Raw genomic sequence first — 26321 nt, forward strand, 5'->3', positions numbered from 1 at the left:
GACGGACTACACTTTGATGGTAACAAGTTTTTTGATAATGACACCACCGATAATTTGCAGGGCCAGCATGGCAAAGAGCAACACTAGACCTAAGGTGGTATTGAACATTGGCTTGATAAACGTAGGATCGATTACTAGGAAAACACCCATTAGAAAAAACGGAATCAGAGTGACGATGATCCCTTGCATGAGACCTTGCGCCGTCATCGCCTGAATTTTCTTTTCAACTTTCTGACGTTCACGGATTACCAGGACGATTGTCTGGAATGTTTCCGCCAGATTACCACCAGTTTCTTTTAGAATATTGATGGAGGTTACAAACATCTGGACGTCTGGACGGGGAATGCGATTACCCAAGTCATTCAAAGCACTCTCGAAGCTGTCACCGACCTGCATTTGATACAGAACCTGTGAAAACTCCTGGCTGATGGGATTTCCCATGATTTCCACCACGCGCTTCATCGACTCCTGGGGATTGGAGCCGGCTTTAATGCCGTTGGCCATGATAGTAATACCGTCAACCATTTGATCCACGAATGCTGTACAACGTTTTTCGTAAAGCATACGGACGATCAGTAATGGCAACTGCCAGCCAGCGACTGTGACAGAGGCGCCAAAGAAGGCACCAACAAGAACACTTGGCCAAAACAGCAGGAACACCAAAGCTCCGATACCGAAGCTCATCAGTAAAATTAGAATTGTGATTTTCTTTTCGTCGGCATCCATGCCCATCAGGCGCATGATGCGAATGACTTCTGAGCGTTGACCTAAGCTGCGCTTATGAAGCCAGGCAATGGCTTTATCAGCCCATAGAATGACAACTGTGAAGACACAGATGCCAAACACGGGAATCATAATCCATTCCTTGAACAAAAAGCTCATAACCTATCCAACCTTCTTAGGTGGCACAACACCACCCGGCATCTTAGGCATCAACCCCGCTCCCGGCGCTGCTCCCCCCGCGGGCGTGCCCGCCGGAGCCTTGGCGGCGGCGGGTTCGTTGCTGAAGATCTCGCGCGGAATAACCACGCCCTTATCACTCAACTTTTGAATAAAGCTTGGGATCGTACCAGTTGCCTGGAAAGTTCCCTGGATTCTGCGGTTTTTATCGTAACCAGTTTCTTTGAAACGGAAAATTTCCGCCAAAGTCACCACGTCACCCTGCATGCCCGCAACTTCAGTAATACTTAAAATTTTACGGCTACCATCTGAAAGACGGGAGATCTGAACAATCAAATTCACCGCGCCAGCAATTTGCTCGCGGATCGCACGAATAGGAAGTTCCATTCCCGACATCATACAAAGAGTTTCCAGACGCGCGACACACTCACGTGGGCTGTTCGCATGCGTGGTAGTCATTGAACCGTCATGACCTGTGTTCATGGCCTGCAACATATCCAGGGCAGCGCCGTCACGGCACTCACCGACGATGATACGGTCAGGACGCATACGCAGGGCATTCTTAATCAAATCGCGAATGTGGATGGCATTGGTGCCTTCCATCGAAGCGGGACGTGTTTCCAGACGGACTACGTGTTCCTGTTGCAATTGCAACTCGGCCGCGTCCTCGACAGTGATAACGCGTTCATTGGACGGGATATACGAAGACAGCATGTTCAGCAAAGATGTTTTACCCGAACCGGTACCGCCCGAGATCACCACATTCAATCCGTTCTCCACGCATAAGCGTAGGAAGTCGATCATGTTCTTGGTGATACTGCCGTATTCCATGTATTTCTCGGCGTTGATACCGCCTTTTTTAAATTTACGAATCGTTAAAGCAGGACCGTCGATAGATAAGGGCTCGATCACGGCATTCACACGGGAGCCGTCTTTAAGACGGGCATCCACATACGGAGTCGAATCGTTGATTTGACGACCCAGTGGAGTGACAATGCGTTCGATAATACGGCGAAGGTGATCATTGGATGTGAAAGTCACCGGGCTTAGTGAAACTTTACCGCTTTTCTCGACAAAGATTTTCTTAAATCCATTAACCATGATCTCGGTGACTGCCGGATCTGCCAACAGATCTTCCAAAGGACCCAGGCCCAATGCTTCTTCCAGAACCTCTTTGATAATTTTGGAGCGCTCTTCGCGCACCAGTTCCGGAGCTTCCTTATCAACGATCACGGTGATTTCGCGTTTGGTTTTTTCGCGAACTTCTTTTTCTTTGTTCTCGTCCTGTTTGGTGTCGGTCAGAAGTTTCTTCAGATCGACAGTGCGGATAAGTTCATTATGCACGCGGATTTTTAAAATCGTGCGCGGGTCCATACCATTGCTGCCAGCCAGTGCCGGGGCATTGGAGCCTTCGGATGCTGCAGGGGCAGGTTTTGGACGGGTCAGAGTTTTAAGTCTTTGTAAAACACCACCGGTAAGTTTACGTGACAGATCGAAGTATGAAGCAGTCAGCGGAGACTTTGGTGAGCTGATAATGAATGGCGAATACTTTTGTAAAGCCATCATTGTTGTAGCTTCGTCCTGAGGGATAATACCCAGGAACGGCAGCTGCAACTGATTGGAAATCGCTTGTGGTGACAATCCTGTTGGGGAGGCTTTATTCACCACCAGTTGGAACATGTCTTTCGGGAAAGTTGCAGAAAGAAGTTCGTTAATCAGTCTTTGCGTCTGTGTCACTACCAGAACTTCCGGAGTGGTCACAATCATAATAGCTGTAGCTTCCTGAAGAACCGCCATTTGTGCGGGACCCAGGTCATTGCCAACGTCAACCACAACAAATTTAAATGCACGGGAGAAGAACTCCATAAGCTTACCCAGAAGATCCGGAGAGATATTCAAAGATTCTTCGGGCCCACGCACAGCACCCACATACCCCAAACCTGAAGCATGCATAGTTACCAGAGTGTTCATTGGCTGGGAGTTTAAGGAGCCTTGGAAAGTGGAAAGTTCTTTCAGAGTTTTTACAGGCTTAAGACCCATAATCACGTTTTGATCGCCGACGGATTTTGAATCCGCGTCGACAAGTAAAACCTGAGTACGAAGCTCGGTCATCAAGGCACAGGCAAAGTTAGCGGCGAAGACGCTCTTACCCACGCCCCCTTTACCACCAACAACAGCGATGAGATTACAATTCGGATTGATAGCCAATGCGGACCTCCGCTTAACTTATCGGCTTCGATGATCAATCCGTATACGCGACATTAGTCGCGCAAACGGAACTTTTTCTTAATTTGTTCAGATCCGGCACTTGCCGATGTCTTCACTACCGGGGTCACGAAAACCACAAACTGACTTTGTTGTTTCATGAACTCTTTGGATGCATACAAGCTGATGATCGGATTCTTCTGTCCAGCTGGACGATTGTAACCAGTGGAAGAAGAGTTACGGATCAAACCACCCACAGCAGCACTTTGACGGTCACGCACTACCACGGAGCTTGTCATCTCGTTGGCACTGGTTATTGGCGCACCCGCAGGAGTACTGCCGATCATGCTGGATACCTTAAACGCCATATCCATACGCACGCTTCCGGATTTTTCACCCATCAGCACCGGAGTAATAGTCGTTACAATACCAACTTCAGCAAAGGCAGTACCTGTTGTGCCGTTTTGGCCAAGTACTGTGTACGGTTGATTGGTGATCTGTTTGATTTCACCTTTCTTGCCGTCTTCAACGATCAAGCTTGTACTTTCAAGTACGCGTGCCTGACCATGTTGTTTAGCCCAGTTCAGTTTAGGCAATAAGTTTGAAACCGTACCTGTAATAGAGCTCACGATACCGCCCGCAGCTGAACCACCGGTTTGGAAAGTCATTTGCGAGTTGTCACCCAGCTCTGGCGTAAACTGGAATTTAAAGTTCTTGGAATAGTCTTTTTGCAATTCCACGTAGTGAACTACCAGTTGGATCATCTTTGGAGGTGGCTTTGGAGCGGACTCCTTAATTTGGATAAGATTGATAATACCGTCGTTGGCCGGCTTACGGCTGACGATAACACCTTTTTCCACAGCGGCATCCACAATGCGGTCCGGAAGATAAGTTTTAGCAATGATCTCTGCGCGAGCAGATTCTTCCTGACTATTTGCCCAGCCTTGCAGAATAATTTTGTCATTCACTGCGCGGACTTCGATCTCAGGATTGTTGATGTCGCGGGCGATGAATTCAGCGATCTTCTTTTGTGCCAGGGGGCTTAGGGTCACAATTGAAGAAGCCTGGTTTCCGAATTGGGAAACGACGTTATAGATACGAGCCATATCCTTAGGGAGAAGGATCTGACCGTCAACTACAACTCTGTCATTCACAATCTTGATATTGATACCTTCGATGTCACCCAATAAAGAGCGCATCTCGCGGACGATTTTATCCAGCTTGCTTTTCTTAACGTCAATACGATACTCAGCCACAACTTTGCCGTTGCGCTTGTCGTGAATCGTCATTGTCGCAAAACCCTCTGTGCGGGGGATAAAGCGGATGACGTTAAGATCTTTTGAATAGTTCGCAGTCACTACGCGGCGGAAGTCACCTTTGAATTCGACATCATCAGGAAGAGGCGGAAGTTTTTCATCCTGCTCGATTCCCAAAGTCAAATTGACGAACTTGCGCGAACGAAACGCACCACTGCTGTCTTCGCTGGATGTTGACGGCGTGGCTGAAAGATCATCTTCCGCATGCGCGACAATTCCACAAAGACTTAACGAAAGCCCCAGTGTAAGCAGCATATGTTTCATGGTTTCCCCCTAAATTACAATTCCCCTAAAACAGTCTCAATACTACAGAGTCTTAAATCCATTCCTGCGTGGTTGAGTCGCTGGTTGTGGTGCTCGTTGCTGCATTGGTTGTTGCATCATTCGTTGTTGCGGCATCACCACTGGAGGTGCCACAGGCATAGCCGGTGGTGCATCCAGGGATACCATTGGTTTTCCCAGGACCGAATCCGCTGTCGAGCTTGGCGCGCGAACAGGGATGGTGCGGTCGCTTGGATTTCTTAAAGCGAAAAACAAGTTACCCGGTGCTGTGGAAAGAATATAAAACAAGTCCTGCGCTTCTTTCGGGCTGGCTTCAACCGTGATAGTCGCATACTTGGTGTCGCCCGTAAGTGCGATCTGATTCAGATTCTTACCGGAAGAATCCAGCTCAAACATACGCGGGATGTTGTTAACAACACTTAAACCTGTTGCTAACACCGGCACGTCGCTCATTAGCAGGAACACTTCACGACGTTGCGCCACACCTTTTCCTGAATCCACCGCACTGTAAATATCAATGCGATCGCCAGGACGGATCAGTTTTGCAACACCACGGATTTCATCAACTGGCAGGGCTACTGCGCGTTTGCTTGGCGCCACTTGCAAAGCGATACCAGTATCCGGGCCCGGAGTTAAAAGATTGTTTTTTACAACCATCTGACCTTTACGGATAGGCACTGCTGCCACGTTACCGATAATTTCATCTGGCACGGTCACAGTGTCCGGCTGAATAAAGTCTGCCGGCATATCTTTCGTTTCAACCATAGTGTCATAGATCGTCTGCATTTCTGCGATATCTTCTTTGGCGACCACCACACGTTTTGTGGAACCGAAACGCTTGTCGTATTCAGCTTTCTTTTCCTGGGAATAGGAATACAACAGGAATGTGGCGAAGATTCCTGCGCCAATTGAAAGCCATAAATTTCTAGTTTCGTTTGATCCCATTGTCTTCTCCTAAGTTCCACAAGCTGCATTCAGACAAATTCCGTATTGGGATTTGATCCAAATGGGGTTCACGCCGACTCGTTCGTTTCGTTCTTCGTCTTTAATAAAAGGCACCTGCTGATTGTGCTCGCTTCTGGAGCCCGAGCTTTCAACTTCCTTCTGACTTGCCAGTAAGTTGATATTGATCGGACGGGTTGTTGCAAACCAATCCGGAGTATCATCTTTAGGGGAGTCTTCAGAGTTGATTCCATGCAGGCGCATATTCATTGCTGCATAGCTTAGTTGTGCATTTTCCATATTTCCCGTATTGCGGAAGTACGTCAGGTTTGAACGATGTCTGAAAGTTTCAAACGCATAGTTTCTTGCCGCGATGGAATTCAGAATGCCCGAGTGAATGGCGCCAAAGAATCCCAGCGAGAAAGTGATGAACGTAACAATGACAAAGATGACCGGGATTACCTCGATCATCGCAGAGCCTTTTTCATTGTTCAGGAGGCTTTTTTTGGACTTCAACATCCGTTATCCTCCATCGGTTTGTATTTATCCCGGTACCGGTCAGCCAGAACGCCGAATCGTGAATCCAGATTCACGATCGCTTCATAGCGTTTCTTAACCTGCAGTTCCCAGCATTCCTGCTGAGTCGGTTCACGAATCAGGAAAGCAGTCAGTTTCGCCTGAGGTGCCTCACCATCTTTTGTGGTGCGACCCAGGAAGGCGATTCTTAGTGCCAACACACGGGCACTGAAAGTCAGGCGAGCCCCGGTTTGCGGGATACGGCCGTCTTCATAAGGGTAGTCTTTGGAAAAATCCTGGCCACTGGCGCCGCCGCCACGAAGTTCAAGATTGGAAAGTTTAAACCAGCCAGCGTCTGAAGTTGTAAACAGCGGGCTCAAGGTGCCATTGCTCATCAGGCTTTTGAATTTGTTCTGACCCATCTCATTTTGTTTGTCTGGATCAATATGGCCAGCCACATAGGCACGGGACGTGGAGAAGGTGATGTATTGGGCAATTTCTGCCATGGAAAGAGTAAAGGTCAATGCGAACATAACCATGCACAGTCCCGCACACAGGATCAAAGAAAATATAAAATCCACAGAGATCATGCCCTGTGAATTATTAATGATCATGTGAGGACTCGAGATTGTTCTCATTGTCTCCTCAAATCTATCTGTTCGGGTCAATGGAAATGCCGCGGTTTCTTTGGTTAGGATGTTTTTGACGAGCGTCCTTGGCAGGGCTCCAAACACCACTTTCCATCATACCGGCAACACGATCCCAGGGACCTGTAATCAAGTTCGCTAAAAAGTTCGATCCGCGAAGTGCATTCATGCTGGCCACAAAAATACCAACCATCACCACCATTAACAAAACGGCTTCGATGACTAACTGGCCTTTGCGGTTCGCAACGAATGACTTTTTCATTTGATCGCACTCCATTCCAGACGAGCGCCTTTCGGCTTGAAGCCTTGTCCTGTGTCCAATTGCTTTTCCACGCGGGCAGCCAATCGTGGACCAGATCCACGAAACGCCTCGGACGGAGCTGAAATAAATGCTTTCAGCCCGATTCCTAAAATTGCAATCATCAGCAGGACATACTCAATCGTCATGCGATCTCCGTACTAGCTAAGCGAGACTATTCGGAAGTGATTCCACCAATAGATCCGCGTAGTTCTGAAATCTTGTCAGTCACTGTGGATTGGATGTCTTTCTTGAAGATCATTACCAAACCAACAACAACCACTAGCAAGAGGATGTACTCTGTCGCACCCTGACCTTGTTTGTTCTTTAAAAGATTCTTGGAAAAGTTCTTAAACTTTTGCATTGATGTTCCCCCTTATGGTTTCGTATCGGCTCATTTGGGGATTGTCTTAAGGGAATTCACTACAGATTGTGGATTTAGTAGTGTCTCAGAATGGGATCAACGGGAGGGCTGGACCCCCCGTTTTAACGAGAACTGTCGTACAAATTATTTACACTCGGCCTTATCCGAGAAAGTCTTGCCTAAATCTTTGCCATCAAACTTAAGCGTCACCTTTTTTTCTGCTAAAGTGCCTTTGCGAACAATCTTGGAGCTTTTCTCAGCCCATTTTTCGCAAGCTTCTGCAGTATCCAGTTTTTTTGCCTCTTCAGTCGGGTTTTTTCCGTTGTAAGGTTTCCTAGCCTCGACTTCTTTACCGGCGCAAGGTGTGCGGTCCACCGTAATAGTGCATTCACCTGCGATTGCGGTCTGAGCAATCATCAAAGATGCAAGGGTCATCATTAATGCTGTCTTCATTCTTGTGGTCTCCTGTTTAAGCCGCCGGGGATTCTGTGTCCTCTGCGGGTTTTTTTGATTCTTCTTTGCTTTTATTCTTCTCACCCACCAGAACATGCAATTGGGTCATCATCGATCCTAATTCATTAGCCTGAGTCTGCATGTCTTCCGAAGCACTGGTGACATTACCCATGGAAGCGGCCACTCCCTGTAAGCTTTCGTCGATGGAAGTCAGGGCTTGTTTAACCTGGTCGATGCTGTGAGTTTGTTCCTGCGACCCTTGTGCGACTTCCTGAATTAATTGGAACACGTGATTTGTGTTATCAACAATGGCTTTCAAGGATTTTTCACTGTCAGCCGCCAAGGCAACACCCGCCTGGCTTTTAGAGTTTGCTTCAGTAATTAATCCGGAAATTTCTTTGGCAGCATCAGAGCTTTTTTGTGCTAATGCACGTACCGCATCTGCGACGACGGCAAAACCCTTTCCCTGTTCTCCCGCACGGGCGGCTTCAACTGCCGCATTGAGTGCCAGAAGATTTGTTTGAAAGGCAATGTCATCGATCATGTCCAAAATCTCGGTGATCTTTTTGGAGTTTGCAGAGATTTCAGACATCACCATTATCAAAGAATGAATTTTGCTTTGTCCGAATGAAACAGCATCCTGTCCTTCTTTGGATATTTTTGCGGCTTCTGTGGAGCTTTCGGAATTCTTTCGCACTGTCTGACTAAGATCCTCCATCGTCGCCACAATTTCCTCCAGGGAAGCGGCAGTGCTGGTGGTGTTACTGGAAATCGTTTCACTGGATTTTACCAGTCCTTCGGTGCGATTTTCCACGACGTGAGAACTTGAATCCAGGCCCTCAGCCACAGAACGCAGGGACTTTTGTACGCTGCGAATATTCAAGATGCTGGTCAGCAGACCAATCAAAACAAAGAACAACGTCACGCCGATGATTGAAAAGAACGTGAATTTAAAAAGCTTCGCAGCGGCTTCTGCTTTATCCACGCCCAGCATGTAACTGGCGTCAGTAAGGGCTTTCAGGGATTTGTAGGACTCGTCATAATATTTCGCCGAGCTATCCTGCAGGATTTTTTCGGCCAAAGTGGCGTCTTCTTTTTCACAGGCTTCTTTGAATTTTTCGCTCTCGGCCTGATAGCTTTCCCAGTTGGTCAGGAACGAGTCATAGTTTTTGCGAAGTTCGTCGGTGGTTAAAAGAGGATCCAGAACCTTGGAATAAATAGTGATATTCCCCATCAGGGAATCCATTTCATCGACGATCAGCTTTCGTTCATCGGTGCTCTGGGTGGCCAGCAGATTAAACTCCAGCTTACGATAATTGACGACATTGATATTGATATCTGCAGTTTTGCCAACGATGGGCAACCAGGTTTCAGCAACCTCGGAAGTGACCGTGTTTTGCGTTTTCAATTCGTATAAAGAAAACGCATTGGTCAGTAGACAAATCAGAGTCAGCAGCCCTGTGATAAACAGAAAGCGACTTTTTAAAGAGACCTTAGACATTATGTCCTCCGAACCATTTTGTCGGAATCTTAACATCGGAACTTAGGTCCAGTTCTCATAAGGCCGTAAAATTTAATAGAGGATATGTTGACCAAGGTCCTAAAGACCCCTAAATTCAGTTTTAGAGGTCAGTCATGCAAAAACAGATGGTTATTTTGTACGTGTTTTGTTGCGTTATCTTTTTCGTAGTTAACGTTGTCGTTTCGTAAATAAAAACTGACTAGTTTTTCATCGTATAGATGTCAGGATAGTTTCTTCCAACTTCCTCTGAATCCATTCCGTATCCAACTACATAACGATCATCAATAGTTTTACCGATATAGTCTGCTTTGATAGGCAATTCGCGACGAGCTGGCTTATCAAGCAATGCAACGATTTTCAAAGACGCCGGAGCAGAAGCAAACAAACGGCTTCTTAGGAAGCTCAGTGTGCGACCTGTGTCGATGATCTCTTCAACGATCAACACATGTTTGCCGGCGATGTTCACAGAAATATCTTTTACGATTTTAATCGCGCCACCGCGCTCAACCGCCTGAACATAAACGAAGTCCACTTGCTGAGTCAGATCCACCTGTCTCATCAAATCTGCAGTAAAGTGCATGGAGCCACGCAAAGGGCAGATGAAAATGACTTCTTTCCCCTCGTAATCGCTTTCGATTTGTTTCGCCAGATCGGAAACCAATTCCGCGATTTCTTCTTTAGTTAGGAAAGGAACCATTTGTTCTTTAAGTAGTGCCATTTGCGCCTCTGATTCTACAAATCAATTGATGTAATGCCTGCTGCTTGCGCCATCTTCAGATAACGAAGAGCTTCAGGATGTTGTGGATCCCGAATGAGGATATTCTCCCACTGTTCTGTAGCTTCAGCAATATTGTTCGAGTTGTAGTAGATTGCCCCAAGCTTTAGGCGAGCTGGAATAAGGTGCGGGTATTCGCGGATTAAAGATTTAAGGTCCTTAATGGCGCGATCAGTTTGATTCAACTGCACGTTAACTTCAGCCACACGCAAAGTGATCTCTGCTTTACGGCTTGAAAGCTTTTGTGCTTTCAACAGTTGCTCCAAAGCTTCATTGTAGCGCTTGTACTGATAATACAAATCCGCCAGCTCTTCGTGCTTGGAGGCAAGTTTTTCATCTACAAACGGATCCTGCTTGCCGGATTTTTTATCCAGCTGAGCCTGGGCATCCAGGAAAACCTGTTTGCCTTCATCGTATTTGCCCAGATCATTCAGAATAATCGACAAACCCACGCTGGCGTCAGTGTAAGTAGGGTCAATTTCCAAAGCACGTTTGAAAGTTTTGATAGCTTTGCTGAACTGGCCTTTATCGTACGCGATCGTCGCCAGCATCTGATAAACCTCGGGATTGCGCGTGTTTTGCAGAAGCATTTGGTTCAAAATCGGCTCGGCCATTTTGTAATTCCCGTTGATAAAATATCCACGGGCTTCAGAAATCATGTCGTCTTGAAGAGAATGAATCACTTCATCTCCTTTTCAGCCTGTTTTAATTCAGAACTGCCAGGGAAGTCTTTTTCAAGAATCGCCATGTACTTGTTGGCTTTGGAATCATCACCGATTTTTCTAGCTGAAATCACAATGCGGGAAAGTGCGCGGGCATCAAGCCCCAGGTTTTTGTAGTTTGAATACAAACCCTCGTAGCGTTTCAAAGCACTGCCGTAAATCTCGCGGATGAAATAGAAGTTACCAATGTAGTCTTCTTTTTCAGCCAGCATTTTGATCGTGGCAGAGCGTTTCTCAGAGGCTTCTTTTACGTACTCCGAGTTTGGATATTTCCTAATCAAATCACTAAGATTGAGGATGGTATCGTTTGCCAGAGATAAGTCGCGATCGATCGTTGAAGGCAACTGATTGTAATAGCTCATGCCCAAACGGAATTGCACGTAATCAGAGTTCGGAACAGTGGGATGAAGCTCCTTAAACATTTGGTACGCCACTTGAGCTTCAGCGTAGGATTCCTGTTTGTAGTAAACATCGGCAACAGCCAGTTCGGCTTTGGTTGCGAAGTTACTGTACGGGAACTTGTTTTTCACTTCCGTGTAGCGACGAATGGCTTCCTCGTAGCGCTCGCTTTTATCGAACTCTTCGGCAATAGCGAATGCACCCTCGGGAGTGTCGGAGTTTCTTTCCATTGAGGAGCAACCGGACATCAATAATCCTGCTGCGCAAATAAGTGTCATGACTCGGAGCGTTTTTAGCATGCCGATATCATATTTTGGTCCAGAACCTACTGTCAATGAAGGGGCTTATGGCGCACTGCTATCAGAGTCAATTGGTGCGAAGTATGGCAGATTTTTTAACCCAACCCGTGATGGATCCTGGAAAAGTCACTTGCGACCATTCTGCATTTTCGTTTTGTACGATAACTTCCATGCCACCAAACACTTCCAGAAGTGCAGCTTGGTTTTCACCTGGGGCAGCTTGTAAAGAGACTTTGTCTTCAATAACCGTCGCGCGAACAATCGACTGATCGTAAATTTTTAGTCCCAAAAGTGTGATGGATACCAAGAATCCCAATGCCAACAAGCTTCCAATAACCGGAAATCCTGGCAGAGCAGTTTCTTCAGCGATGGCGCGACGACGTTGACCCATGAAGCCAATCCAAATCCAGCCAGCTGCAAATAAAAACAAGGCTGTCATGATCAGATAAGCAATTTGCGAAACCGGTTCCAGTAACTTTTTGCGAACGGTTTCATAGGTTTCGATTTGATGAGGGATGTCTTTTACTTCCATTTGTCCCAAAGCAAACTTTAGTCCAGCTCGAGCTTGCGTTAGATCGGGATCATTTGTGAGTGCTTTACGGAAAAGGCCCACTGCCAACGGCTTTTTACCCAATTGAAACTGGGCTAAAGCCAAGTTTGTGAGTGTAGTTGCGTTATGGGGATCAAGCTCGAGAGCTTTGGCGAACGCGTCACGTGATTTTTCGTACTCTTTTGCCGTGTAGTGCTGAGTTCCCTGATTAAACAAAGCAGCGAAGTCAGCGCTTTGAGTCCAAGCCAAGGTGGGCAAAATAAGAGTAAAAAAGAACACAATGAATCGCGTTGTCATAGTCTCGAAGTTTAGCTGGGTGTCTTGTCTTAGTCCAGAGCGAAGAGTAAACTGGACGGGCATTTCAAATAACATGGAGATGAAGGATTTTGTATCTCCGCGAAAGGTATTATGAGTTCTCTTGTAGGCCATCAAATTCAACAATCCGATAAAGTAAATTCTTTGATCAAAGATCTTGTCGGTGAAGTCACTAAATTAAATTCTTCGCTTGAAGGCATTCGTGCTCCTCAAGATGCGTTTAAAGATTCAGGCAAACAAAAAATCGAGCAGACAGGTTTGTTGCGTGGACGTCCTTTGCACTATCAATACATGGGCACAGGCGCGGGTCGCGGGCCGTATGTTGAGCTTGAAGATGGCAGTGTCAAATTGGATTTGATCAATGGCATTGGTATTCACTTGATGGGTCACGCAAATCCACGCGTGATGACTGCAGCTGTGCGCGGCTCCCTTGCTGATATTTTGAATCAGGGTAATCTGCAACCGAACAACGAATATCGCCTGTTCACTGAAAAGCTTGTGCAAATCGCCAGCAAAAATTCGCGCTTGAAATATGCGTGGATTGCGACTTGCGGAACTATGGCGAATGAAAATGCACTGAAACTTTCCCGTCAAAAAAATTCACCAGCACGTTTTGTGATGTCTTTCAAAGATGCTTTTGCCGGTCGTTCAACGATGATGGCAGAAGTGACCGACAACACGGCTTACAAACAAGGATTGCCGGAATATCACGAAGTACTGCGTGTTCCATTCTATGATAAACGCGATCCAAAATCCGGTGAAAAAGCTTTGGCAGCAATCAAAGAGCACGTTGCAAAACACGAAGGCAATATTTCTGCATTCGGTTTTGAACCGATGTTGGGCGAGGGCGGTTATCAGGCGGCTCCGCGTGAATTCTTTGTTCCACTGTTGGATTTCTGTAAATCAAAAAACATCGCAGTTTGGGCGGATGAAGTTCAAACTTTCACTCGTACGGGCGAATACTTCGCTTTTGAAACTTTGGGTCTGGGTCAGTACATCGATATCTGCACTATCGCAAAGACAGCGCAAATCGGTGCGACACTTTACACTGAGGAGTACAATCCAAAACCAGGTTTGATTGCTGGTACATTCTCGGGCGCATCGCCGTGTTTGGCTGCGGGTGTGGAAATGTTGAATATGCTTTCTGAGGGCTTCCTGGGTCCTAACGGTCGCATTCAGCAAATTCACAAACGTTTCATCGACGGTATTAACAAACTGAACGACACGACTTGCAAAGGTATCGCAACTGATGCCGGCGGTATGGGTCTGATGGTGGCTTTCACTCCGCATGATGGAAAAAAAGAAAGCGTAAATGCTTTCTTAAACAAACTTTATGCAAACGGCGTGATTGCTTTCCCTTGTGGTAAAGATCCAGTGCGCGCGCGCTTCCTGATTCCTGCGATTATTCAGGATCAGGATATCGATATTGCTTTAAGCATTATCGAAAAAACACTTCTTGAAGGAGTGTAGTTGGATTTCATCGAGTCTTGCCGTCAGCTAATCGCCATCGACAGCACTCCCGCGCATGGGAACAAAGAACTTGCGCGGTGGGCGGCAGCATTTTGCCGTCAAAAAGGACTGGTGGTTGAAGAGCAGATCGAGGTCATGGGGGATTTGGAGCAGGTAAATATCATTGCCCGTCCCACTAGCGAGAGACCGGGCGCAGAGTTTCTGCTGCAAACGCATTTGGATACTGCCGACCCGGGGCCTTTTGCATTGTGGACTGAAACGGGGAGCAATCCCTACGATGCCCACATTATCGACGGTAAGATTTATGGATTGGGAACTGCTGACGTAAAGCTTGATTTCCTGTGTAAGCTTGAAGCGATTGCTTCGTTTGGTAAAGACCGTGCATGGCGCTTGCCGCCGGTACTGGTTGGTACCTTTGGCGAAGAAACCGGAATGCAGGGCGCGCTGAAGCTGATCCGCAAAAATAAAATTGCGGCGAAAATGGCTTTGATTGGCGAGCCCAGCGATCTGCAGCTGGTGAATGCGGCAAAAGGTTTTGCAACCGTCGAAATTCGTGTGCCGTTTTCTGAAGAGGAAGTGCGCTACCGTGATGAGCATAATCTGCGCGAAAGTACCTCGACACAGTCCAAATTGTTTCGTGGTAAGGCAGCTCATTCCTCGATGCCTCATCTGGGCGAAAGTGCGATCACCAAGATGCTGGAGTATCTGACGATGCTTCCAGAATCTGTGAATATCATGGAAGTGGATGGCGGAATTAACTTCAACACGGTTCCAAGTCATGCGTTTTTGGAAATCGACATGCTTTCAACAGTTAAGAATCCGATTTCGGCGCGTATAGCAAATATCTATCGTGGCCTGAAAGAAGTTGAAGCTGAGTTTTTAAAACATAAGGACGAGGAGTTTTATCCGAGTACTCCGACTTTGAACATCGGATTGATTCGTACGAATGAAAATGACGTGCAGCTTTCCGGAAGCTGCCGTCTGCCTCCGATCATCACTCAGGAAATCTATGAGCGATGGATGGAGCAGATTCGCGACTTGTGTGAAAAGAACGGTGCTGTTTTCAGTGTGAATGACTATAAAAAACCTTTCCGTACAGAAGTGAATTCAATTCTAGTGAAAGGTTGTTTGGATGAATTACGAAATCTTGGATTGAAGGCAGAGCTCACGACGCAGCCATCAACCAATGAAGCAAGTATATTTTCCCGTATTGGTATCGAGTGCGCCTGCTTTGGTCCGGGCAAGCGCGAAGGAAATGTACACACACCTCAAGAGCATGTGGCGATTGAGGATTTATATAAGGCCATTGAATTTTATAAAAAAGTCATCGAGAGGTTTTGTCTATGAGTTTTCTAATAAGACCTGTTCGGCACGACGATTTAAATCAGCTGGTGGATTTGGCAAAGCAGTTTAATCTGTTGAATTTGCCTGGAGATAAAAAAGTTTTAAGTGAAAAGATTGATCGCAGTGAGCAATCTTTCGCCGATAAACTGGAAAAATCCAAAGCTGAATATCTTTTTGTTGTCGAAGATCTGGAAGAAAAACAGATCGTGGGAAGTTCCCTGATTCTTGCCAAGCATGGAAATGAAGAAGTTCCCCACAGTTATTTCAAAATTATCAAACGCGACCATTTTTCCCAGGATCTGGGAATTGGATTCATTCATCAAGTATTGCGCTTCCAGCTGGATTTTGACGGTCCAACTGAAATCGGAGGACTTCTTGTGGATCGTGCGTATCGCCGTCGTCCGGAAAAACTGGGTAAGCAAATCAGCTTAACCCGTTTTCTATACATGGCTATCCATCCCGAGAAATTCGAAGAACGCGTGTTATGTGAATTAACGCCGCCCCTGACTGACGAAGGTCGTTCAGAATTCTGGGAGGCCTTGGGCCGTCGTTTTACGGGTCTGCCTTATCAAGAGGCGGATGCCCTCAGCCAGTCACATAAAGAGTTTATTGAAAGTCTTTTTCCGCAGGAAGACATCTATCTGGCGCTGTTGGATTCGAAAGCCCGTTTGGTGTTGGGCCGCGTGGGTGAAGCCACGAAACCGGCGCAACATCTTTTGGAAAGCATCGGATTTAATTACCTGGACGAAGTTGATCCCTTTGATGGGGGACCACATTACGGTGCCCAGACGGCAGAAATCCTGCCAATTAAAATGGGCCGCCACCTGATTGTGGCAGACGGAAAAGATTGTACGTTTAAAGAACAGTATTTAATTGCTGCCACGGGTGAGGAGTTCAGAGCCACAATGTGCGCTGTGGATATTCGTGATGGCGAAGTTATTTTACCAATGAAAGCGCGCCAGATTCTGGGCGTTGAAGTTGGAGATCAGGTTTTTGCAGCCCCATTCCACTATAGCAGAGGAAGACAATAAGATGAGCACCACCATTTTTCCAGTTAGTTATAAAGGTGATTTTATTAATGGCCGTTTCGTTCCGGTTGCCAAAGGTGACGGCGAAGTTAAAAACTTAAGTCCGGCGGACTTAAACGACTTGATCATGACAGTGCCTTTTAAGCACGATCACATGGATGAAGCCTGCCTGGCGGCGAAAAAAGCTTATCCAAAATGGGCGACTCTTTCCATGGATGAAAGACGTTCCTATTTGATGCGCTTAAAAGAAATGTTTGATACTCACGCCGAACAATTTGCACAGATTATTTCCCGCGACACAGGAAAGCCTGCGTGGGAGGCAATGACAGAAGCCAAGGCTTTGGGCGCAAAGATTGATATCACTTTAAATCAATCGATCAAATTGATTGCGGATGAACGCATCTCCAACGCTTTACCGCAAGTTGATGGCGTGATTCGCCACAGATCCCGCGGTGTGATGGCTGTTGTCGGTCCATTTAACTTCCCTGCGCATTTGCCGAATGGTCACATTATTCCTGCATTGATTGCTGGAAACACAGTTGTCTTTAAGCCATCAGAGCAAACTCCCGCAGTGGGTCAGTACATGGCCGAGATGTTTGAAAAAGCTCAATTTCCTGAAGGTGTTTTCAACATGGTTCAGGGTGATGGAGCTGGTGGTGGTCGTTTGGTTGCAAACGAACACGTTGATGGCGTTCTATTCACGGGTTCTTACGAAGTCGGTTTGAAAATCAAACAAGAGACTTTGAATCACTACTGGAAAATTCTGGCGCTGGAAATGGGTGGTAAGAATGCAACCGTAGTTTGGGAAGACGCAGATATGGACAAAGCGGTTTACGAATCGCTGGTCGGTGCATACATGACAGCGGGTCAGCGTTGTTCCTGCACCAGCCGTATCATCGTACATCCAAAAATTGCTGACGAATTTACAGAGAAATTCTATCAGGCGGCAAAAAAACTTTCGATCGGTCACTGGACAGAAAATACCTTCATGGGTCCGCTTATCACAGCGGCATCGGTTGAAAAATACATTCGCTTCCAGGAAATCGCAAACCGCGAAAACTGCGAAAGCCTGATGCGTGGTAAGTCTTTGGATCTTAAAAACAAAGGTTACTATGTCACTCCTTCAATTCATCTGGTGAAAAAGTTCGATCCGAACTCGGTATATCAAAAATCAGAAATCTTCGGACCAAACGTTGCGATCTATACGACGGGCGACTGGAATCATGCGATGGAGATCGTAAATTCCACTGGTTATGGTCTGGTAATGGCGTTGTTTTCTAAAAACAAAGAACTTTACGAGGACGCTTTGTTTAAAGCCCGCGTTGGTTTGCTAAACTGGAACCGTACAACAAATGGTGCAAGTTCTCGCTTGCCGTTCGGTGGTATGGGTAAGTCCGGAAACGACAGAGCTTCCGCTCACTTTGCAATTCAGTATTGCACGGTGCCTGTGGCAAGCCTTGAGGATCCGACGCCATTTGATCCAACTAAAATTCTGCCAGGCATGAATTTGGATATGAAATAATGAAAAAGACAGTTGTCGTTCTTGTCAGTGCGATGGTGGCTTTGATTGTGGCAGTGGGTGTCTGTGTGGGCTTTCTGGGTTACCAGTACGCCACCACGGCGCCAAGTTCTGTCGCGCAGGATGTGGTTTACGAAGTTCTTCCAGGTAAGGCGTTTAATACGGTCGCAAAAGATTTGGAAAACAAAGGATTGGTTCGCAATTCTTTTTTCTTTTCCATGTATGCGCGTTTTAAAAACGAGCGATCCAAAGTTAAAGTTGGGGAGTACCTGTTAAGAACGAACATGACGCCGGATGAAGTCCTGGATGTCATCACTTCCGGCAAAAGTATCGCGCGCGCATTTACGATCAGCGAGGGTCTTAGCATTTACGAGATCTCCGACCTTTATGAAAAGGCGGGTTTCGGTACGGCTGCAGAATTCATGCGCCTGGTGCGCGATCCGGATTTAATTCAGTCATTGCTTGGAGAAAAACAGACAAGCCTTGAAGGTTACCTGTTCCCGGAAACTTACATGCTGACTAAGTTTACGGACACCAAGGGTTTGATTTCGGCGATGGTGAAACGATTCTTGTACGTTTACAATGAGATCCAGCCGCAAAGCCAGCTTAAGGGATGGACTCGCCATCAGATCGTAACCTTGGCAAGTATCGTGGAAAAAGAAACAGGTGCTCCGCAAGAGCGTCCCTTGATTTCATCTGTATTCCACAATCGCCTGCAAAAAGGTATGAAGCTGCAAACCGATCCCACGATCATTTACGGTAAGGCTGAAACTTTAGGTAAGATCGTGATCAACATCACTCGTGCGGATTTAACCACGCCGACCCGTTATAACACCTATGTGATTTCGGGATTACCACCAGGGCCGATTGCGAATCCGGGCAAGGAAGCTTTGCTGGCAGCAATGAATCCTGAAAAGAGCGAGTATTTGTTCTTTGTCAGTCAGAATGATGGGACCCACGTTTTCTCTGAGGATTACAAAGGCCATCAGGCAGCAGTGAAGCGTTATCAGTTAGATGCTAAAGCCCGCGAAGGCCGTTCATGGAGAGATCTAAAGAATAAACCTGCAGGTCAAAAAGAAACTGGGGCAGGAACTGGCGTTAAAAAGCCGGCGAAATAGAACCTATTTCGCTGCGCCTTCCTCTTCAGGGGAACTCACTTTATCGAAGCTTTGAGTTCCTTCGTTATATTTATAAATATTTAATCTAGGCACCATCTGATCATCAAATGTCGGTGCCACGATTTCCAAGGTTCCATCAGCATCCACATCCGTCAGTGCCAGATTTGTTGAATTACCCTTTAAAGTAAAGTATCCGTCGCGATTCTCTGCCAAGGGAAGTTTGGCAATCATCGACATGCCGTCAGCATCACTCAGTTTATAGACTTCAAGTTCTAAAGAGTTCTTATTGTGAATTTTCAAAACGGTGACCTTGGGTCCCAGTGGAGTCAAATTTCCCGTCACCTTTGCCACGACAGTTCGACTTTCAGATGAGAAAAGATCTTTCACGGAATTTCGTAAGTTTGGAATGACCGCAACTGTGGTCATAACCATCGCAACGATGGCCAGGCAAACCATCAGGAGTATTTCTTTTTTGGTGAAAGCAGAATCTGTTTTGGAAGTCATAGAAAAAAGTTTGCCATAAAGTCATTGAAGTAAAAACAAGAAAAGACTTAAGATGCAGGAGAATCTTTTCTGCGGAGGCTTTGATGGCTCAGCTTATCGTTTCTAAGTTCGGTGGAACCTCTATGGGAGATGCGGAGTGCATACTTCGCAGTGCCGAGGTTGCATTTCGCCAAAATTCCAGCATGGTCGTAGTCTCGGCCACGTCTGGGACAACCAATGATCTGATCTCTTTGGGTAATAAGGCGGAAAAGTCCACTTGGGCCGAGTGTGAAACCATCATTAAGAAAATTCAGGATCGTCACCGTAAGATCGCCGCTGACTTGAACGCCGATGCGAATTCAGTCAAAAAATTGGAAACCTTGTTTGAAGAAATGCAGTCCCTGGCAAAAGGTGTCCACCTGTTGCGCGATTGTTCCGTCAAGGCGATGGATGCTTTGATGAGTCTGGGAGAGCGCACATCTTCAGTTCTTTTTGCAGTAGCGATGGCCAAAGTTTTAAAAGAGCGTGGTTCCGACAAGAATGCCGAGCTTATTGATGTTCGTGACGTTTTGAAAACGGATGATTTATTCGGTAAAGCCAAACCCCTGACGGCGTTAGTGGCAAGTCACTGTCAACGTCACCTGCCAAATATTCGCAGTTTTAAAACGGTCTTTGTGACCCAAGGTTATATTGGCAGCACCGAAGAAGGAATGACGACGACTTTGGGTCGCGGTGGTTCCGACTATTCAGCTGCGATCCTTGCGGAAGGCGTGGCGGCCGATGTTTTGGAAATCTGGACGGATGTTGCAGGCATTGCGACGACGGATCCGCGATTGTGCGCTAAAGCCAAGCCTATTGCGGAAATCTCTTTTAAAGAAGCCTCGGAGCTGGCGACTTTTGGTGCAAAAGTTCTGCATCCGGCAACTTTGTTGCCTGCAATTCGAAAAAATATTCCAGTCTTTGTTGGCTCTAGTTTTGATGCTGAAGCGAAGGGAACCTGGGTGCGTAAGGAAGTGGAGCAACATCCGCTGATTCGTGCGATGGCTATCAGAAAGAACCAGGTGCTGGTAACTCTTTCCACGCCAGAAATGCTTCATGCCCACGGTTTCCTGTTTCAGATCTTTAAGATTTTCAATGATCACAAGGTTAGTATCGACGCCATCACAACCTCTGAAATTTCAGTCAGTGTGACTTTGGATGATTCGACTTTGCTAAATAAAAAGCTAATCTCGGATCTTTCAGAAATCGCTGACGTACAGGTTGAAGAAAATCTAAGTCTGGTGTCGTTGATTGGTAACAACATCAACCACACTTCTGGATTGGGAAAGGAAATTTTCGAAACGATCTCGGACATCAATGTCCGTATGATTTGCCTGGGGGCGAGCAAACACAATTTTTGCTTTCTGGTGAATGAAGAGCACGGCCCTGTGGCTATTCAAAAACTGCATCACAAGTTCGTGGAGCTTGCGTGAATAAAGAAGAATTTTACCAGCTATTAGCCTCAAGAAAATCCATTCGTAAATTCAAACCCGACGCGGTTCCTAAAGATGTGATGGAGCGCTTGCTGGGTGCTGCTATGGAGGCACCCTCTGGAAAAAATCGCCAGAACTGGCGTTTCTTTGTGGTGACTGGCAAAAAGCGCGATGAATACATTCAGTACTCACAGAAATCCTGGTTGGGAATTAAGGACGTTCTTCAGCAAAGATTGAAGCCGTCACTTTACTCTTTCACTGAAAGATTTTTCTTCACGCTGGGTGATGCACCGGTTTTGTTATTTGCATACTCGCACAATGATTCCGAAGAGCGCTATCACACCAGTATCGGTTCCGTGTATATGGCTGTGGAAAATTTAAATCTTGCTTGTTTGGTTGAAGGATTAGGTTGTTGCACGATGGGTGCACCACTGGAAATCAAAGAAGAAGTGGATAAGTTTTTGGGTGTGGATAAACTTCCGGAATACCAGCGGGGGGAGCTTGAGCTTCTTTGTGGTGTGGTCATCGGGTACCCGGATCACAACCCACCTAAGGCTCCAAGGCAGACCGAGGGGCGAGTTACCTGGATCTCTGAATAAACAAACTTAACCAGTTAATTTACCTAACTACCTGATATGCCTTGGTTTAGTTAAGACTAAAGGGTGCTGCAACAGTCATACTTTTTGACATGTAAATTGCGTCTAAGGGGTTGTTTTCTGTACCTTTTCGGGCGGGATTTTGATATACCGCATCCCTTATGAATCCAGTTCAAGCCCTAAAGACAAATCCGTTTGTCCTTGCCCCTATGGCAGGGATCACTGATCACGCGTTCCGTACATTCATGAAAAAGCTCGACACGAGTGTTGTTGTTACGGAATTGGTCAGTGCAAGTGGCATTGAATACAAGTCCGAAAGAACCATGAAGCTGATGAGCTTCGATGAATCCCAGCGTCCCATCGGGATTCAACTGTTCGGTGAAGATCCAGAAATTTTAGGCAGAGCTGCTGCGGTCGCAGAAGCTGAAGGTTGCGATTTCGTGGATCTGAATTTCGGTTGCCCTGTTCCCAAAGTTGTTAAAAAGGGCGCGGGCTCTGCGATGATGAAGGACCCAGTGCAGATGCAGAAGGTTCTTGCCGCTGTTAAGGGCGCAGTGAAAGTTCCAGTGACGATTAAAATCAGAACGGGTTGGGATTCCAACACCCGTAACGCTTTGGAAATTTGTAACATCGCTTACAACGAAGGTATCTCCTGGGTGGCTATCCACGGGCGCACTCGCGCGCAAAGCTATTCTGGCTTTGCAGACTGGGACTTTATTGCTGACATTAAGTCCAAGGCGAAACTTCCAATTCTTGGAAACGGAGACATCCTCACACCCAAGCAAGCGGTCCTAAGACTGGAACAGTCTGGCTGTGACGGTGTAATGATTGGCCGTGGTTGCCTTAAAAATCCGTTTATCTTTATGGATGCCCTGTCCTTGTGGCGTGGCGAGACCCCTAAAGCGGTACAAAGAGACTATGTGAGCCTGTTTAACAGTCTGAAAAATGAGCTTGTTGCGCATTGTGATGAACACATCACAGGGATTCAATTGAGAAAGTTTGCAGCTTGGTTCTCGACAGGGTATCCTGGAGCTGCACAATTCAGGAAGAATCTTTTCCAATCCAAGAGCAATGAAGAGATCATGAACCTAGCCAACGAATTTTTCGCTGGTATCGGTAGTGTTGAGCAAGAAGATCAATCCCAGGATGAATTCTTAATGGGTGGACACGGTTAGTGGTCTAACCAAATCCTGATATGTGTTTTTTAAATTTTTGATTTAGTTTTACAAGATTCAATTTAATGAAGGGTTAAATATGATTCAAGATCCGAAGAAGATTAGAAATATCGCGATTATCGCGCACGTCGACCACGGTAAAACAACTCTGGTTGACCATTTGATTAAACAAGCCGGTACATTCCGTGACAACGAACACGTTGATGACCGCTTGATGGACTCCATGGATCTTGAAAGAGAACGTGGTATCACTATCGCCGCTAAGAATGCCTCTTTCGTTTACAAAGATATCAAAGTTAACATCGTCGATACTCCGGGACATAGTGACTTCGGTGGTGAAGTTGAACGTATCCTGAACATGGTTGATGGTTGTATCCTTCTTTGCGACGCCTCTGAAGGTCCACTTCCACAAACTCGTTTCGTATTGAAAAAAGCCCTTGAGCAAAATCTTAAGGTTATCGTTTGTATCAACAAGATTGACCGTGCCGATGCCCGTATCCAGGAAGTTCATAACGAACTTTTCGATTTGTTCATCGATCTTGAAGCTACTGAAGAACAATGTGATTTCCACACTGTTTACGCTATCGCGCGTGAAGGTATGGCGACTTTGGATCCTGCGGTTAACACAGGTACATTGGAAGTTCTTTACGATGCTATCGTAAACCTGGTTCCACCTCCAAAAATCGACGAGAACGCTCCATTGCAAGTAATGGTTTCCAACATCTCTTACAACGACTACGTAGGTCGTTTGGCTATCGGTCGTATGCGCGCCGGTTCCATCAAAGTTGGTGACGATGTTGTTTGCGTTCAGGAAAACGGTCAGAAAAAAGTTAAAGTCTCTGCTTTGTACCAATACAAAGTGAACTCGCAAGTTCCAGCTCAGGAAGTTGGCGCGGGTGACATCGTGGTTATCGCCGGTATGGAAGATTTCACGATCGGTGATACTATCACTTCAGCTATCGATCCACGTCCACTTCCGCGTATCCGCGTGGATGAGCCGACGGTGGGAATGGTATTCTCTGTAAATAACGGTCCGTTCGCGGGTATGGAAGGTAAGAACGTTACTTCCCGTAAGATCCTTGAGCGTCTTGAGAGAGAATTGTTGTACAACGTTGCTATCCGTGTGGAAAAAACTGCGAACACTGACGCTTTCAAAGTTGTCGGTCGTGGTGAGTTGCAATTGGGTGTATTGATCGAGCAAATGCGCCGTGAAAACTTCGAACTTCTGGTTTCCAAGCCGACAGTTATCTTCAAAGAAGAAAACGGTCAAAAAATGGAACCAATGGAGATCGCGGTTATCGATATCGAGGACTCTTTCGTTGGTGCGGTTACTGAGAAACTTGGTAAACGTAAAGGCGTAATGCAAAACATGGTTCAGAAAGGTTCAGGCCGTACTCGTCTTGAATTCCTTATCCCTTCACGTGGTTTGATCGGCTACCGTTCTGAGTTCCTGACTGACACTCGTGGTACAGGTCTATTGAATACTCAATTCAACGGCTGGGAGAACTACAAAGGTGAAATCGAACACCGTATGAATGGTGCGATGATTTCTGACCGTAAAGGTCAAGCAACAGCATTTGCTATCTGGAATCTTCAAGAGCGCGGTATCATGTACGTGACACACGGTCAGGATGTTTACGAAGGCATGATCGTTGGTGAGCACGCTAAGGATAATGATCTAGAAGTGAATATCACTCGTGAGAAAAAATTGACGAACGTACGTGCTTCGGGTTCTGATGAAGCTATCCGCTTGGTTCCAGTGCGTCCAATGACGTTGGAAAAAGCGATGGAATGGATCAAGGACTCTGAACTGATCGAAGTGACTCCGAAGAACATCCGTCTTCGTTGCCGCGAAACCGATCCAAACAAACGTGCAAGAGCAGCGAAGGAATAATGGATTCGAAAGTCGCCATTGAGATTAAAGACCTAACCAAAAAATACGACGATAGAGTCGCAGTCGATGGAATAGATCTGGAAATCTACAAGGGCGAATGTTTCGGACTTTTAGGTCCTAATGGGGCTGGCAAAACAACAACGATGAAGATGATGTATTGCTCAGCCCTCGTTACCAGCGGGGAGCTTTATGTTCTCGGCCTTAACGTTAAAAAGAATTACCGCGAAATCAAATCTCGTATCGGCGTCGTCCCTCAGGACGACGGCCTCGATCCCGACTTCACAGTTTTAGAAAATCTCTCAGTCTATGCCAGTTATCACAATATTCAGCCTGCAGAGGCCGAGTTGCGTGCGCAGGCATTGCTTCGCCTGATGAAACTTGAAGAGTACCAGGATCGCTCCGTGGAGACGTTAAGTGGTGGTATGAAGCGCCGTCTGGCAATCGCCCGTGGTCTGATTAACTCTCCAGAAGTTATTTTTCTGGATGAGCCCACAACCGGATTGGATCCGCAGGCGCGTATCTGGATCTGGGATTTCTTTAAGCATCTAAAATCCGAAAAAAGCACTTTGGTTCTGACCACTCATTATATGGAAGAGGCCGAGCAGATGTGTGATCGCGTGGCGATTATTGATGGCGGAAAAATTCTGACCATCGGTAAACCCCGAGAATTGATTCGCGACCTGATCGGTAAGGAAGTCGTGGAGTTTGATACAAACCCTGTCGACTTAAATTACTACCTTGGCCGTTTGCGCGCCGAAGGTTTTGCGTATCAGGTTATTAAAGACACTGTGTCTGTTCTGGTTAAAGAAAACCAGGAGGGCCGCCGTGTCGTAGATCTCATTGCCTCTGATAAAATCTTTATTCGCAAGCCCACTTTGAATGATGTTTTCCTTAAATTGGCAGGCCATCAGTTGAGGGACGAATAATGAAGATTAAACAGCTCTTCTCGATTCCCAAGTTTAACGACGGTGCCACTAAAGTTTGGCAGCGAAATTTTCTTTATTTTAAAAAGACCATGATGGTTTCGCTGTTCTGGATTGTTCTGGAGCCGGTGATTTATCTTGGTGCTATCGGTTTTGGTTTGGGTTCTTTTGTCGATAACATGGCTGGAATGTCGTACATCGAATACTTCTTTCCAGCACTGCTATGTACGACTGCGATGATGGTGGCTTTCTTCGAGGGTACCTACGGAAACTACACTAAGCTTACCCATCAGAAAACTTATGCGACGATCATGCTAACCCGAGTGGGACCTGAAGAGATCGTGGCAGGCGAGTTGATGTGGGCCGCAACCAAAGGTTTCTTTGGTGTGACAGGTGTTACGATTGTGGCGGTATTCTTTGGTTTGATTGATTCTTATAGAATACTTTTGGCACTTCCGGTGTTGCTTCTGATTTCGGCGCTGTTTTCCTGCATCGGGATGATGTTCACGTCGATTGCGCGCAACTATGATTCTTTTATCTATTCCACTTCTGGGTTTATTGTTCCTATGAGCTTGCTTAGCGGAACTTACTTTCCATTAGAGCAATTGCCATCGGGCTTGCGTTATTTGGCTTATCTATTCCCACTGACTCATGGTGTGGCTGCGGTTCGCGGAATTTTGCACCAGGGGAATGTGACCATGATCGCAATTCACATCGGTATTCTATTGATACTGACATGGGTCTGCATGAACGTTTCGTTCCATCGCATCCGTAATAAGCTGCTTAAATAGTTA

General features: G+C 46.4%; 27 protein-coding genes and 1 pseudogene. 11 read left to right on the forward strand and 17 right to left on the reverse strand.

Going from position 1 to position 26321, the window contains the following annotated elements; genetic code table 11:
* Nucleotides 1-6: 6 nt before the first annotated feature.
* From ACLWNV_RS00565 to ACLWNV_RS00640, 16 genes and pseudogenes are all read right to left on the reverse strand, one after another.
* Entirely contained in the window at nucleotides 7-882 is an 876-nt protein-coding gene (locus ACLWNV_RS00565; protein ID WP_413585952.1) for a type II secretion system F family protein, read from the reverse strand.
* A 3-nt stretch (nucleotides 883-885) separates the two neighbouring features.
* Nucleotides 886-3108 carry an ATPase, T2SS/T4P/T4SS family gene (locus ACLWNV_RS00570; protein ID WP_413585953.1) on the reverse strand — a complete coding sequence of 741 codons (2223 nt, stop codon included), beginning with the start codon at nucleotides 3106-3108 and terminating at the stop codon, nucleotides 886-888.
* Between the two features lie 53 nt (nucleotides 3109-3161).
* Nucleotides 3162-4685, reverse strand: coding sequence for a BON domain-containing protein (locus tag ACLWNV_RS00575; RefSeq protein ID WP_413585954.1), 1524 nt, complete (start codon nucleotides 4683-4685; stop codon nucleotides 3162-3164).
* Nucleotides 4686-4727: 42 nt separating this feature from the next.
* Nucleotides 4728-5648 (reverse strand): Flp pilus assembly protein CpaB, encoded by a 921-nt coding sequence (gene cpaB / locus ACLWNV_RS00580; RefSeq protein WP_413585955.1) that lies wholly within the window; start codon nucleotides 5646-5648, stop codon nucleotides 4728-4730.
* A gap of 9 nt (nucleotides 5649-5657) precedes the next feature.
* Nucleotides 5658-6164, reverse strand: coding sequence for a hypothetical protein (locus ACLWNV_RS00585; protein WP_413585956.1), 507 nt, complete (start codon nucleotides 6162-6164; stop codon nucleotides 5658-5660).
* On the reverse strand, nucleotides 6158-6799 hold the full coding sequence (locus ACLWNV_RS00590) for a hypothetical protein (protein ID WP_413585957.1): 642 nt from the start codon (nucleotides 6797-6799) through the stop codon (nucleotides 6158-6160). Before ACLWNV_RS00590 ends, ACLWNV_RS00585 begins: the two co-directional genes overlap by 7 nt.
* Before the next feature lie 13 nt (nucleotides 6800-6812).
* Nucleotides 6813-7070, reverse strand: coding sequence for a hypothetical protein (locus tag ACLWNV_RS00595; protein WP_413585958.1), 258 nt, complete (start codon nucleotides 7068-7070; stop codon nucleotides 6813-6815).
* The gene (locus ACLWNV_RS00600) at nucleotides 7067-7255 is read right to left on the reverse strand and encodes a hypothetical protein (RefSeq protein WP_413576528.1); all 189 of its coding nucleotides are present in this window, start codon (nucleotides 7253-7255) and stop codon (nucleotides 7067-7069) included. Before ACLWNV_RS00600 ends, ACLWNV_RS00595 begins: the two co-directional genes overlap by 4 nt.
* A 26-nt stretch (nucleotides 7256-7281) precedes the next feature.
* Nucleotides 7282-7470, reverse strand: a complete 189-nt coding sequence (locus tag ACLWNV_RS00605) for a Flp1 family type IVb pilin (protein WP_340598297.1) — start codon at nucleotides 7468-7470, stop codon at nucleotides 7282-7284.
* Between the two features lie 144 nt (nucleotides 7471-7614).
* A complete protein-coding gene (locus ACLWNV_RS00610; RefSeq protein WP_413585959.1) occupies nucleotides 7615-7923 on the reverse strand; it encodes a hypothetical protein in 309 nt (102 codons plus the stop codon).
* A gap of 16 nt (nucleotides 7924-7939) precedes the next feature.
* The gene (locus ACLWNV_RS00615; protein WP_413587656.1) at nucleotides 7940-8917 is read right to left on the reverse strand and encodes a methyl-accepting chemotaxis protein; all 978 of its coding nucleotides are present in this window, start codon (nucleotides 8915-8917) and stop codon (nucleotides 7940-7942) included.
* Nucleotides 8915-9460, reverse strand: a pseudogene (locus ACLWNV_RS00620) (MCP four helix bundle domain-containing protein); the annotation flags it as partial. The gene ACLWNV_RS00615 and the pseudogene ACLWNV_RS00620, both read right to left, overlap by 3 nt.
* Nucleotides 9461-9644: 184 nt before the next feature.
* Complete coding sequence (hpt, locus tag ACLWNV_RS00625; RefSeq protein ID WP_413585960.1) at nucleotides 9645-10163, reverse strand: hypoxanthine phosphoribosyltransferase; 519 nt, start codon at nucleotides 10161-10163, stop codon at nucleotides 9645-9647.
* Between the two features lie 14 nt (nucleotides 10164-10177).
* Complete coding sequence (locus ACLWNV_RS00630; protein WP_413585961.1) at nucleotides 10178-10903, reverse strand: tetratricopeptide repeat protein; 726 nt, start codon at nucleotides 10901-10903, stop codon at nucleotides 10178-10180.
* Nucleotides 10900-11640 carry an outer membrane protein assembly factor BamD gene (locus ACLWNV_RS00635; protein ID WP_413585962.1) on the reverse strand — a complete coding sequence of 247 codons (741 nt, stop codon included), beginning with the start codon at nucleotides 11638-11640 and terminating at the stop codon, nucleotides 10900-10902. The genes ACLWNV_RS00630 and ACLWNV_RS00635 overlap by 4 nt, the downstream gene beginning before the upstream one ends.
* Nucleotides 11641-11707: 67 nt before the next feature.
* Nucleotides 11708-12487: a tetratricopeptide repeat protein gene (locus tag ACLWNV_RS00640; protein WP_413585963.1), complete on the reverse strand. Its 780-nt coding sequence runs from the start codon at nucleotides 12485-12487 to the stop codon at nucleotides 11708-11710.
* Nucleotides 12488-12598: 111 nt separating this feature from the next.
* On the opposite strand from ACLWNV_RS00640, the gene ACLWNV_RS00645 reads away from it, so the two are divergent.
* The 5 genes from ACLWNV_RS00645 to mltG are packed head-to-tail and all read left to right on the forward strand — an operon-like array spanning nucleotide 12599 to nucleotide 18984.
* Nucleotides 12599-13975 carry an aminotransferase class III-fold pyridoxal phosphate-dependent enzyme gene (locus ACLWNV_RS00645; protein WP_413585964.1) on the forward strand — a complete coding sequence of 459 codons (1377 nt, stop codon included), beginning with the start codon at nucleotides 12599-12601 and terminating at the stop codon, nucleotides 13973-13975.
* Nucleotides 13976-15322 carry a M20/M25/M40 family metallo-hydrolase gene (locus tag ACLWNV_RS00650; RefSeq protein WP_413585965.1) on the forward strand — a complete coding sequence of 449 codons (1347 nt, stop codon included), beginning with the start codon at nucleotides 13976-13978 and terminating at the stop codon, nucleotides 15320-15322.
* The gene (locus ACLWNV_RS00655; protein ID WP_413585966.1) at nucleotides 15319-16350 is read left to right on the forward strand and encodes an arginine N-succinyltransferase; all 1032 of its coding nucleotides are present in this window, start codon (nucleotides 15319-15321) and stop codon (nucleotides 16348-16350) included. Before ACLWNV_RS00650 ends, ACLWNV_RS00655 begins: the two co-directional genes overlap by 4 nt.
* Before the next feature lies 1 nt (nucleotide 16351).
* Nucleotides 16352-17869, forward strand: coding sequence for a succinylglutamate-semialdehyde dehydrogenase (locus tag ACLWNV_RS00660; protein WP_413585967.1), 1518 nt, complete (start codon nucleotides 16352-16354; stop codon nucleotides 17867-17869).
* Nucleotides 17869-18984, forward strand: coding sequence for an endolytic transglycosylase MltG (gene mltG, locus ACLWNV_RS00665; protein WP_413585968.1), 1116 nt, complete (start codon nucleotides 17869-17871; stop codon nucleotides 18982-18984). The genes ACLWNV_RS00660 and mltG overlap by 1 nt, the downstream gene beginning before the upstream one ends.
* A 3-nt stretch (nucleotides 18985-18987) precedes the next feature.
* Here mltG and ACLWNV_RS00670 read toward each other — a convergent pair whose 3' ends face one another.
* On the reverse strand, nucleotides 18988-19488 hold the full coding sequence (locus ACLWNV_RS00670; protein ID WP_413585969.1) for a hypothetical protein: 501 nt from the start codon (nucleotides 19486-19488) through the stop codon (nucleotides 18988-18990).
* Nucleotides 19489-19571: 83 nt separating this feature from the next.
* Between ACLWNV_RS00670 and lysC the strand changes: the two genes are divergently transcribed.
* From lysC to ACLWNV_RS00700, 6 genes are all read left to right on the forward strand, one after another.
* Complete coding sequence (gene lysC / locus ACLWNV_RS00675) at nucleotides 19572-20939, forward strand: lysine-sensitive aspartokinase 3 (RefSeq protein ID WP_413585970.1); 1368 nt, start codon at nucleotides 19572-19574, stop codon at nucleotides 20937-20939.
* Nucleotides 20936-21538, forward strand: a complete 603-nt coding sequence (locus tag ACLWNV_RS00680; protein WP_413585971.1) for a nitroreductase family protein — start codon at nucleotides 20936-20938, stop codon at nucleotides 21536-21538. The genes lysC and ACLWNV_RS00680 overlap by 4 nt, the downstream gene beginning before the upstream one ends.
* 206 nt (nucleotides 21539-21744) lie before the next feature.
* Nucleotides 21745-22710: a tRNA dihydrouridine synthase DusB gene (gene dusB / locus ACLWNV_RS00685; RefSeq protein WP_413585972.1), complete on the forward strand. Its 966-nt coding sequence runs from the start codon at nucleotides 21745-21747 to the stop codon at nucleotides 22708-22710.
* Nucleotides 22711-22789: 79 nt separating this feature from the next.
* The gene (gene typA, locus ACLWNV_RS00690) at nucleotides 22790-24604 is read left to right on the forward strand and encodes a translational GTPase TypA (protein WP_413585973.1); all 1815 of its coding nucleotides are present in this window, start codon (nucleotides 22790-22792) and stop codon (nucleotides 24602-24604) included.
* Nucleotides 24604-25530, forward strand: coding sequence for an ABC transporter ATP-binding protein (locus ACLWNV_RS00695; RefSeq protein WP_413585974.1), 927 nt, complete (start codon nucleotides 24604-24606; stop codon nucleotides 25528-25530). Before typA ends, ACLWNV_RS00695 begins: the two co-directional genes overlap by 1 nt.
* On the forward strand, nucleotides 25530-26318 hold the full coding sequence (locus tag ACLWNV_RS00700; protein WP_413585975.1) for an ABC transporter permease: 789 nt from the start codon (nucleotides 25530-25532) through the stop codon (nucleotides 26316-26318). Before ACLWNV_RS00695 ends, ACLWNV_RS00700 begins: the two co-directional genes overlap by 1 nt.
* The last annotated feature ends 3 nt before the right edge of the window (nucleotides 26319-26321 follow it).

Origin of the sequence: Bdellovibrio sp. HCB274 (assembly GCF_047306075.1) — a bacterium.
Lineage (GTDB): Bacteria > Bdellovibrionota > Bdellovibrionia > Bdellovibrionales > Bdellovibrionaceae > Bdellovibrio.

What these genes read in the sequence shown, in the direction of transcription:
- ACLWNV_RS00565 (WP_413585952.1), bottom strand. Translation starts at nt 882, where the DNA reads ATGAGCTTTTTGTTCAAGGAATGGATTATGATTCCCGTGTTTGGCATC.
- ACLWNV_RS00575 (WP_413585954.1), bottom strand. Translation starts at nt 4,685, where the DNA reads ATGAAACATATGCTGCTTACACTGGGGCTTTCGTTAAGTCTTTGTGGA.
- cpaB (WP_413585955.1), bottom strand. Translation starts at nt 5,648, where the DNA reads ATGGGATCAAACGAAACTAGAAATTTATGGCTTTCAATTGGCGCAGGA.
- ACLWNV_RS00585 (WP_413585956.1), bottom strand. Translation starts at nt 6,164, where the DNA reads ATGTTGAAGTCCAAAAAAAGCCTCCTGAACAATGAAAAAGGCTCTGCG.
- ACLWNV_RS00590 (WP_413585957.1), bottom strand. Translation starts at nt 6,799, where the DNA reads ATGAGAACAATCTCGAGTCCTCACATGATCATTAATAATTCACAGGGC.
- ACLWNV_RS00595 (WP_413585958.1), bottom strand. Translation starts at nt 7,070, where the DNA reads ATGAAAAAGTCATTCGTTGCGAACCGCAAAGGCCAGTTAGTCATCGAA.
- ACLWNV_RS00600 (WP_413576528.1), bottom strand. Translation starts at nt 7,255, where the DNA reads ATGACGATTGAGTATGTCCTGCTGATGATTGCAATTTTAGGAATCGGG.
- ACLWNV_RS00605 (WP_340598297.1), bottom strand. Translation starts at nt 7,470, where the DNA reads ATGCAAAAGTTTAAGAACTTTTCCAAGAATCTTTTAAAGAACAAACAA.
- ACLWNV_RS00610 (WP_413585959.1), bottom strand. Translation starts at nt 7,923, where the DNA reads ATGAAGACAGCATTAATGATGACCCTTGCATCTTTGATGATTGCTCAG.
- ACLWNV_RS00615 (WP_413587656.1), bottom strand. Translation starts at nt 8,917, where the DNA reads ATGCTGGGCGTGGATAAAGCAGAAGCCGCTGCGAAGCTTTTTAAATTC.
- hpt (WP_413585960.1), bottom strand. Translation starts at nt 10,163, where the DNA reads ATGGCACTACTTAAAGAACAAATGGTTCCTTTCCTAACTAAAGAAGAA.
- ACLWNV_RS00635 (WP_413585962.1), bottom strand. Translation starts at nt 11,640, where the DNA reads ATGCTAAAAACGCTCCGAGTCATGACACTTATTTGCGCAGCAGGATTA.
- ACLWNV_RS00640 (WP_413585963.1), bottom strand. Translation starts at nt 12,487, where the DNA reads ATGACAACGCGATTCATTGTGTTCTTTTTTACTCTTATTTTGCCCACC.
- ACLWNV_RS00645 (WP_413585964.1), top strand. Translation starts at nt 12,599, where the DNA reads ATGAGTTCTCTTGTAGGCCATCAAATTCAACAATCCGATAAAGTAAAT.
- ACLWNV_RS00655 (WP_413585966.1), top strand. Translation starts at nt 15,319, where the DNA reads ATGAGTTTTCTAATAAGACCTGTTCGGCACGACGATTTAAATCAGCTG.
- ACLWNV_RS00660 (WP_413585967.1), top strand. Translation starts at nt 16,352, where the DNA reads ATGAGCACCACCATTTTTCCAGTTAGTTATAAAGGTGATTTTATTAAT.
- mltG (WP_413585968.1), top strand. Translation starts at nt 17,869, where the DNA reads ATGAAAAAGACAGTTGTCGTTCTTGTCAGTGCGATGGTGGCTTTGATT.
- ACLWNV_RS00670 (WP_413585969.1), bottom strand. Translation starts at nt 19,488, where the DNA reads ATGACTTCCAAAACAGATTCTGCTTTCACCAAAAAAGAAATACTCCTG.
- lysC (WP_413585970.1), top strand. Translation starts at nt 19,572, where the DNA reads ATGGCTCAGCTTATCGTTTCTAAGTTCGGTGGAACCTCTATGGGAGAT.
- dusB (WP_413585972.1), top strand. Translation starts at nt 21,745, where the DNA reads ATGGCAGGGATCACTGATCACGCGTTCCGTACATTCATGAAAAAGCTC.
- typA (WP_413585973.1), top strand. Translation starts at nt 22,790, where the DNA reads ATGATTCAAGATCCGAAGAAGATTAGAAATATCGCGATTATCGCGCAC.
- ACLWNV_RS00695 (WP_413585974.1), top strand. Translation starts at nt 24,604, where the DNA reads ATGGATTCGAAAGTCGCCATTGAGATTAAAGACCTAACCAAAAAATAC.
- ACLWNV_RS00700 (WP_413585975.1), top strand. Translation starts at nt 25,530, where the DNA reads ATGAAGATTAAACAGCTCTTCTCGATTCCCAAGTTTAACGACGGTGCC.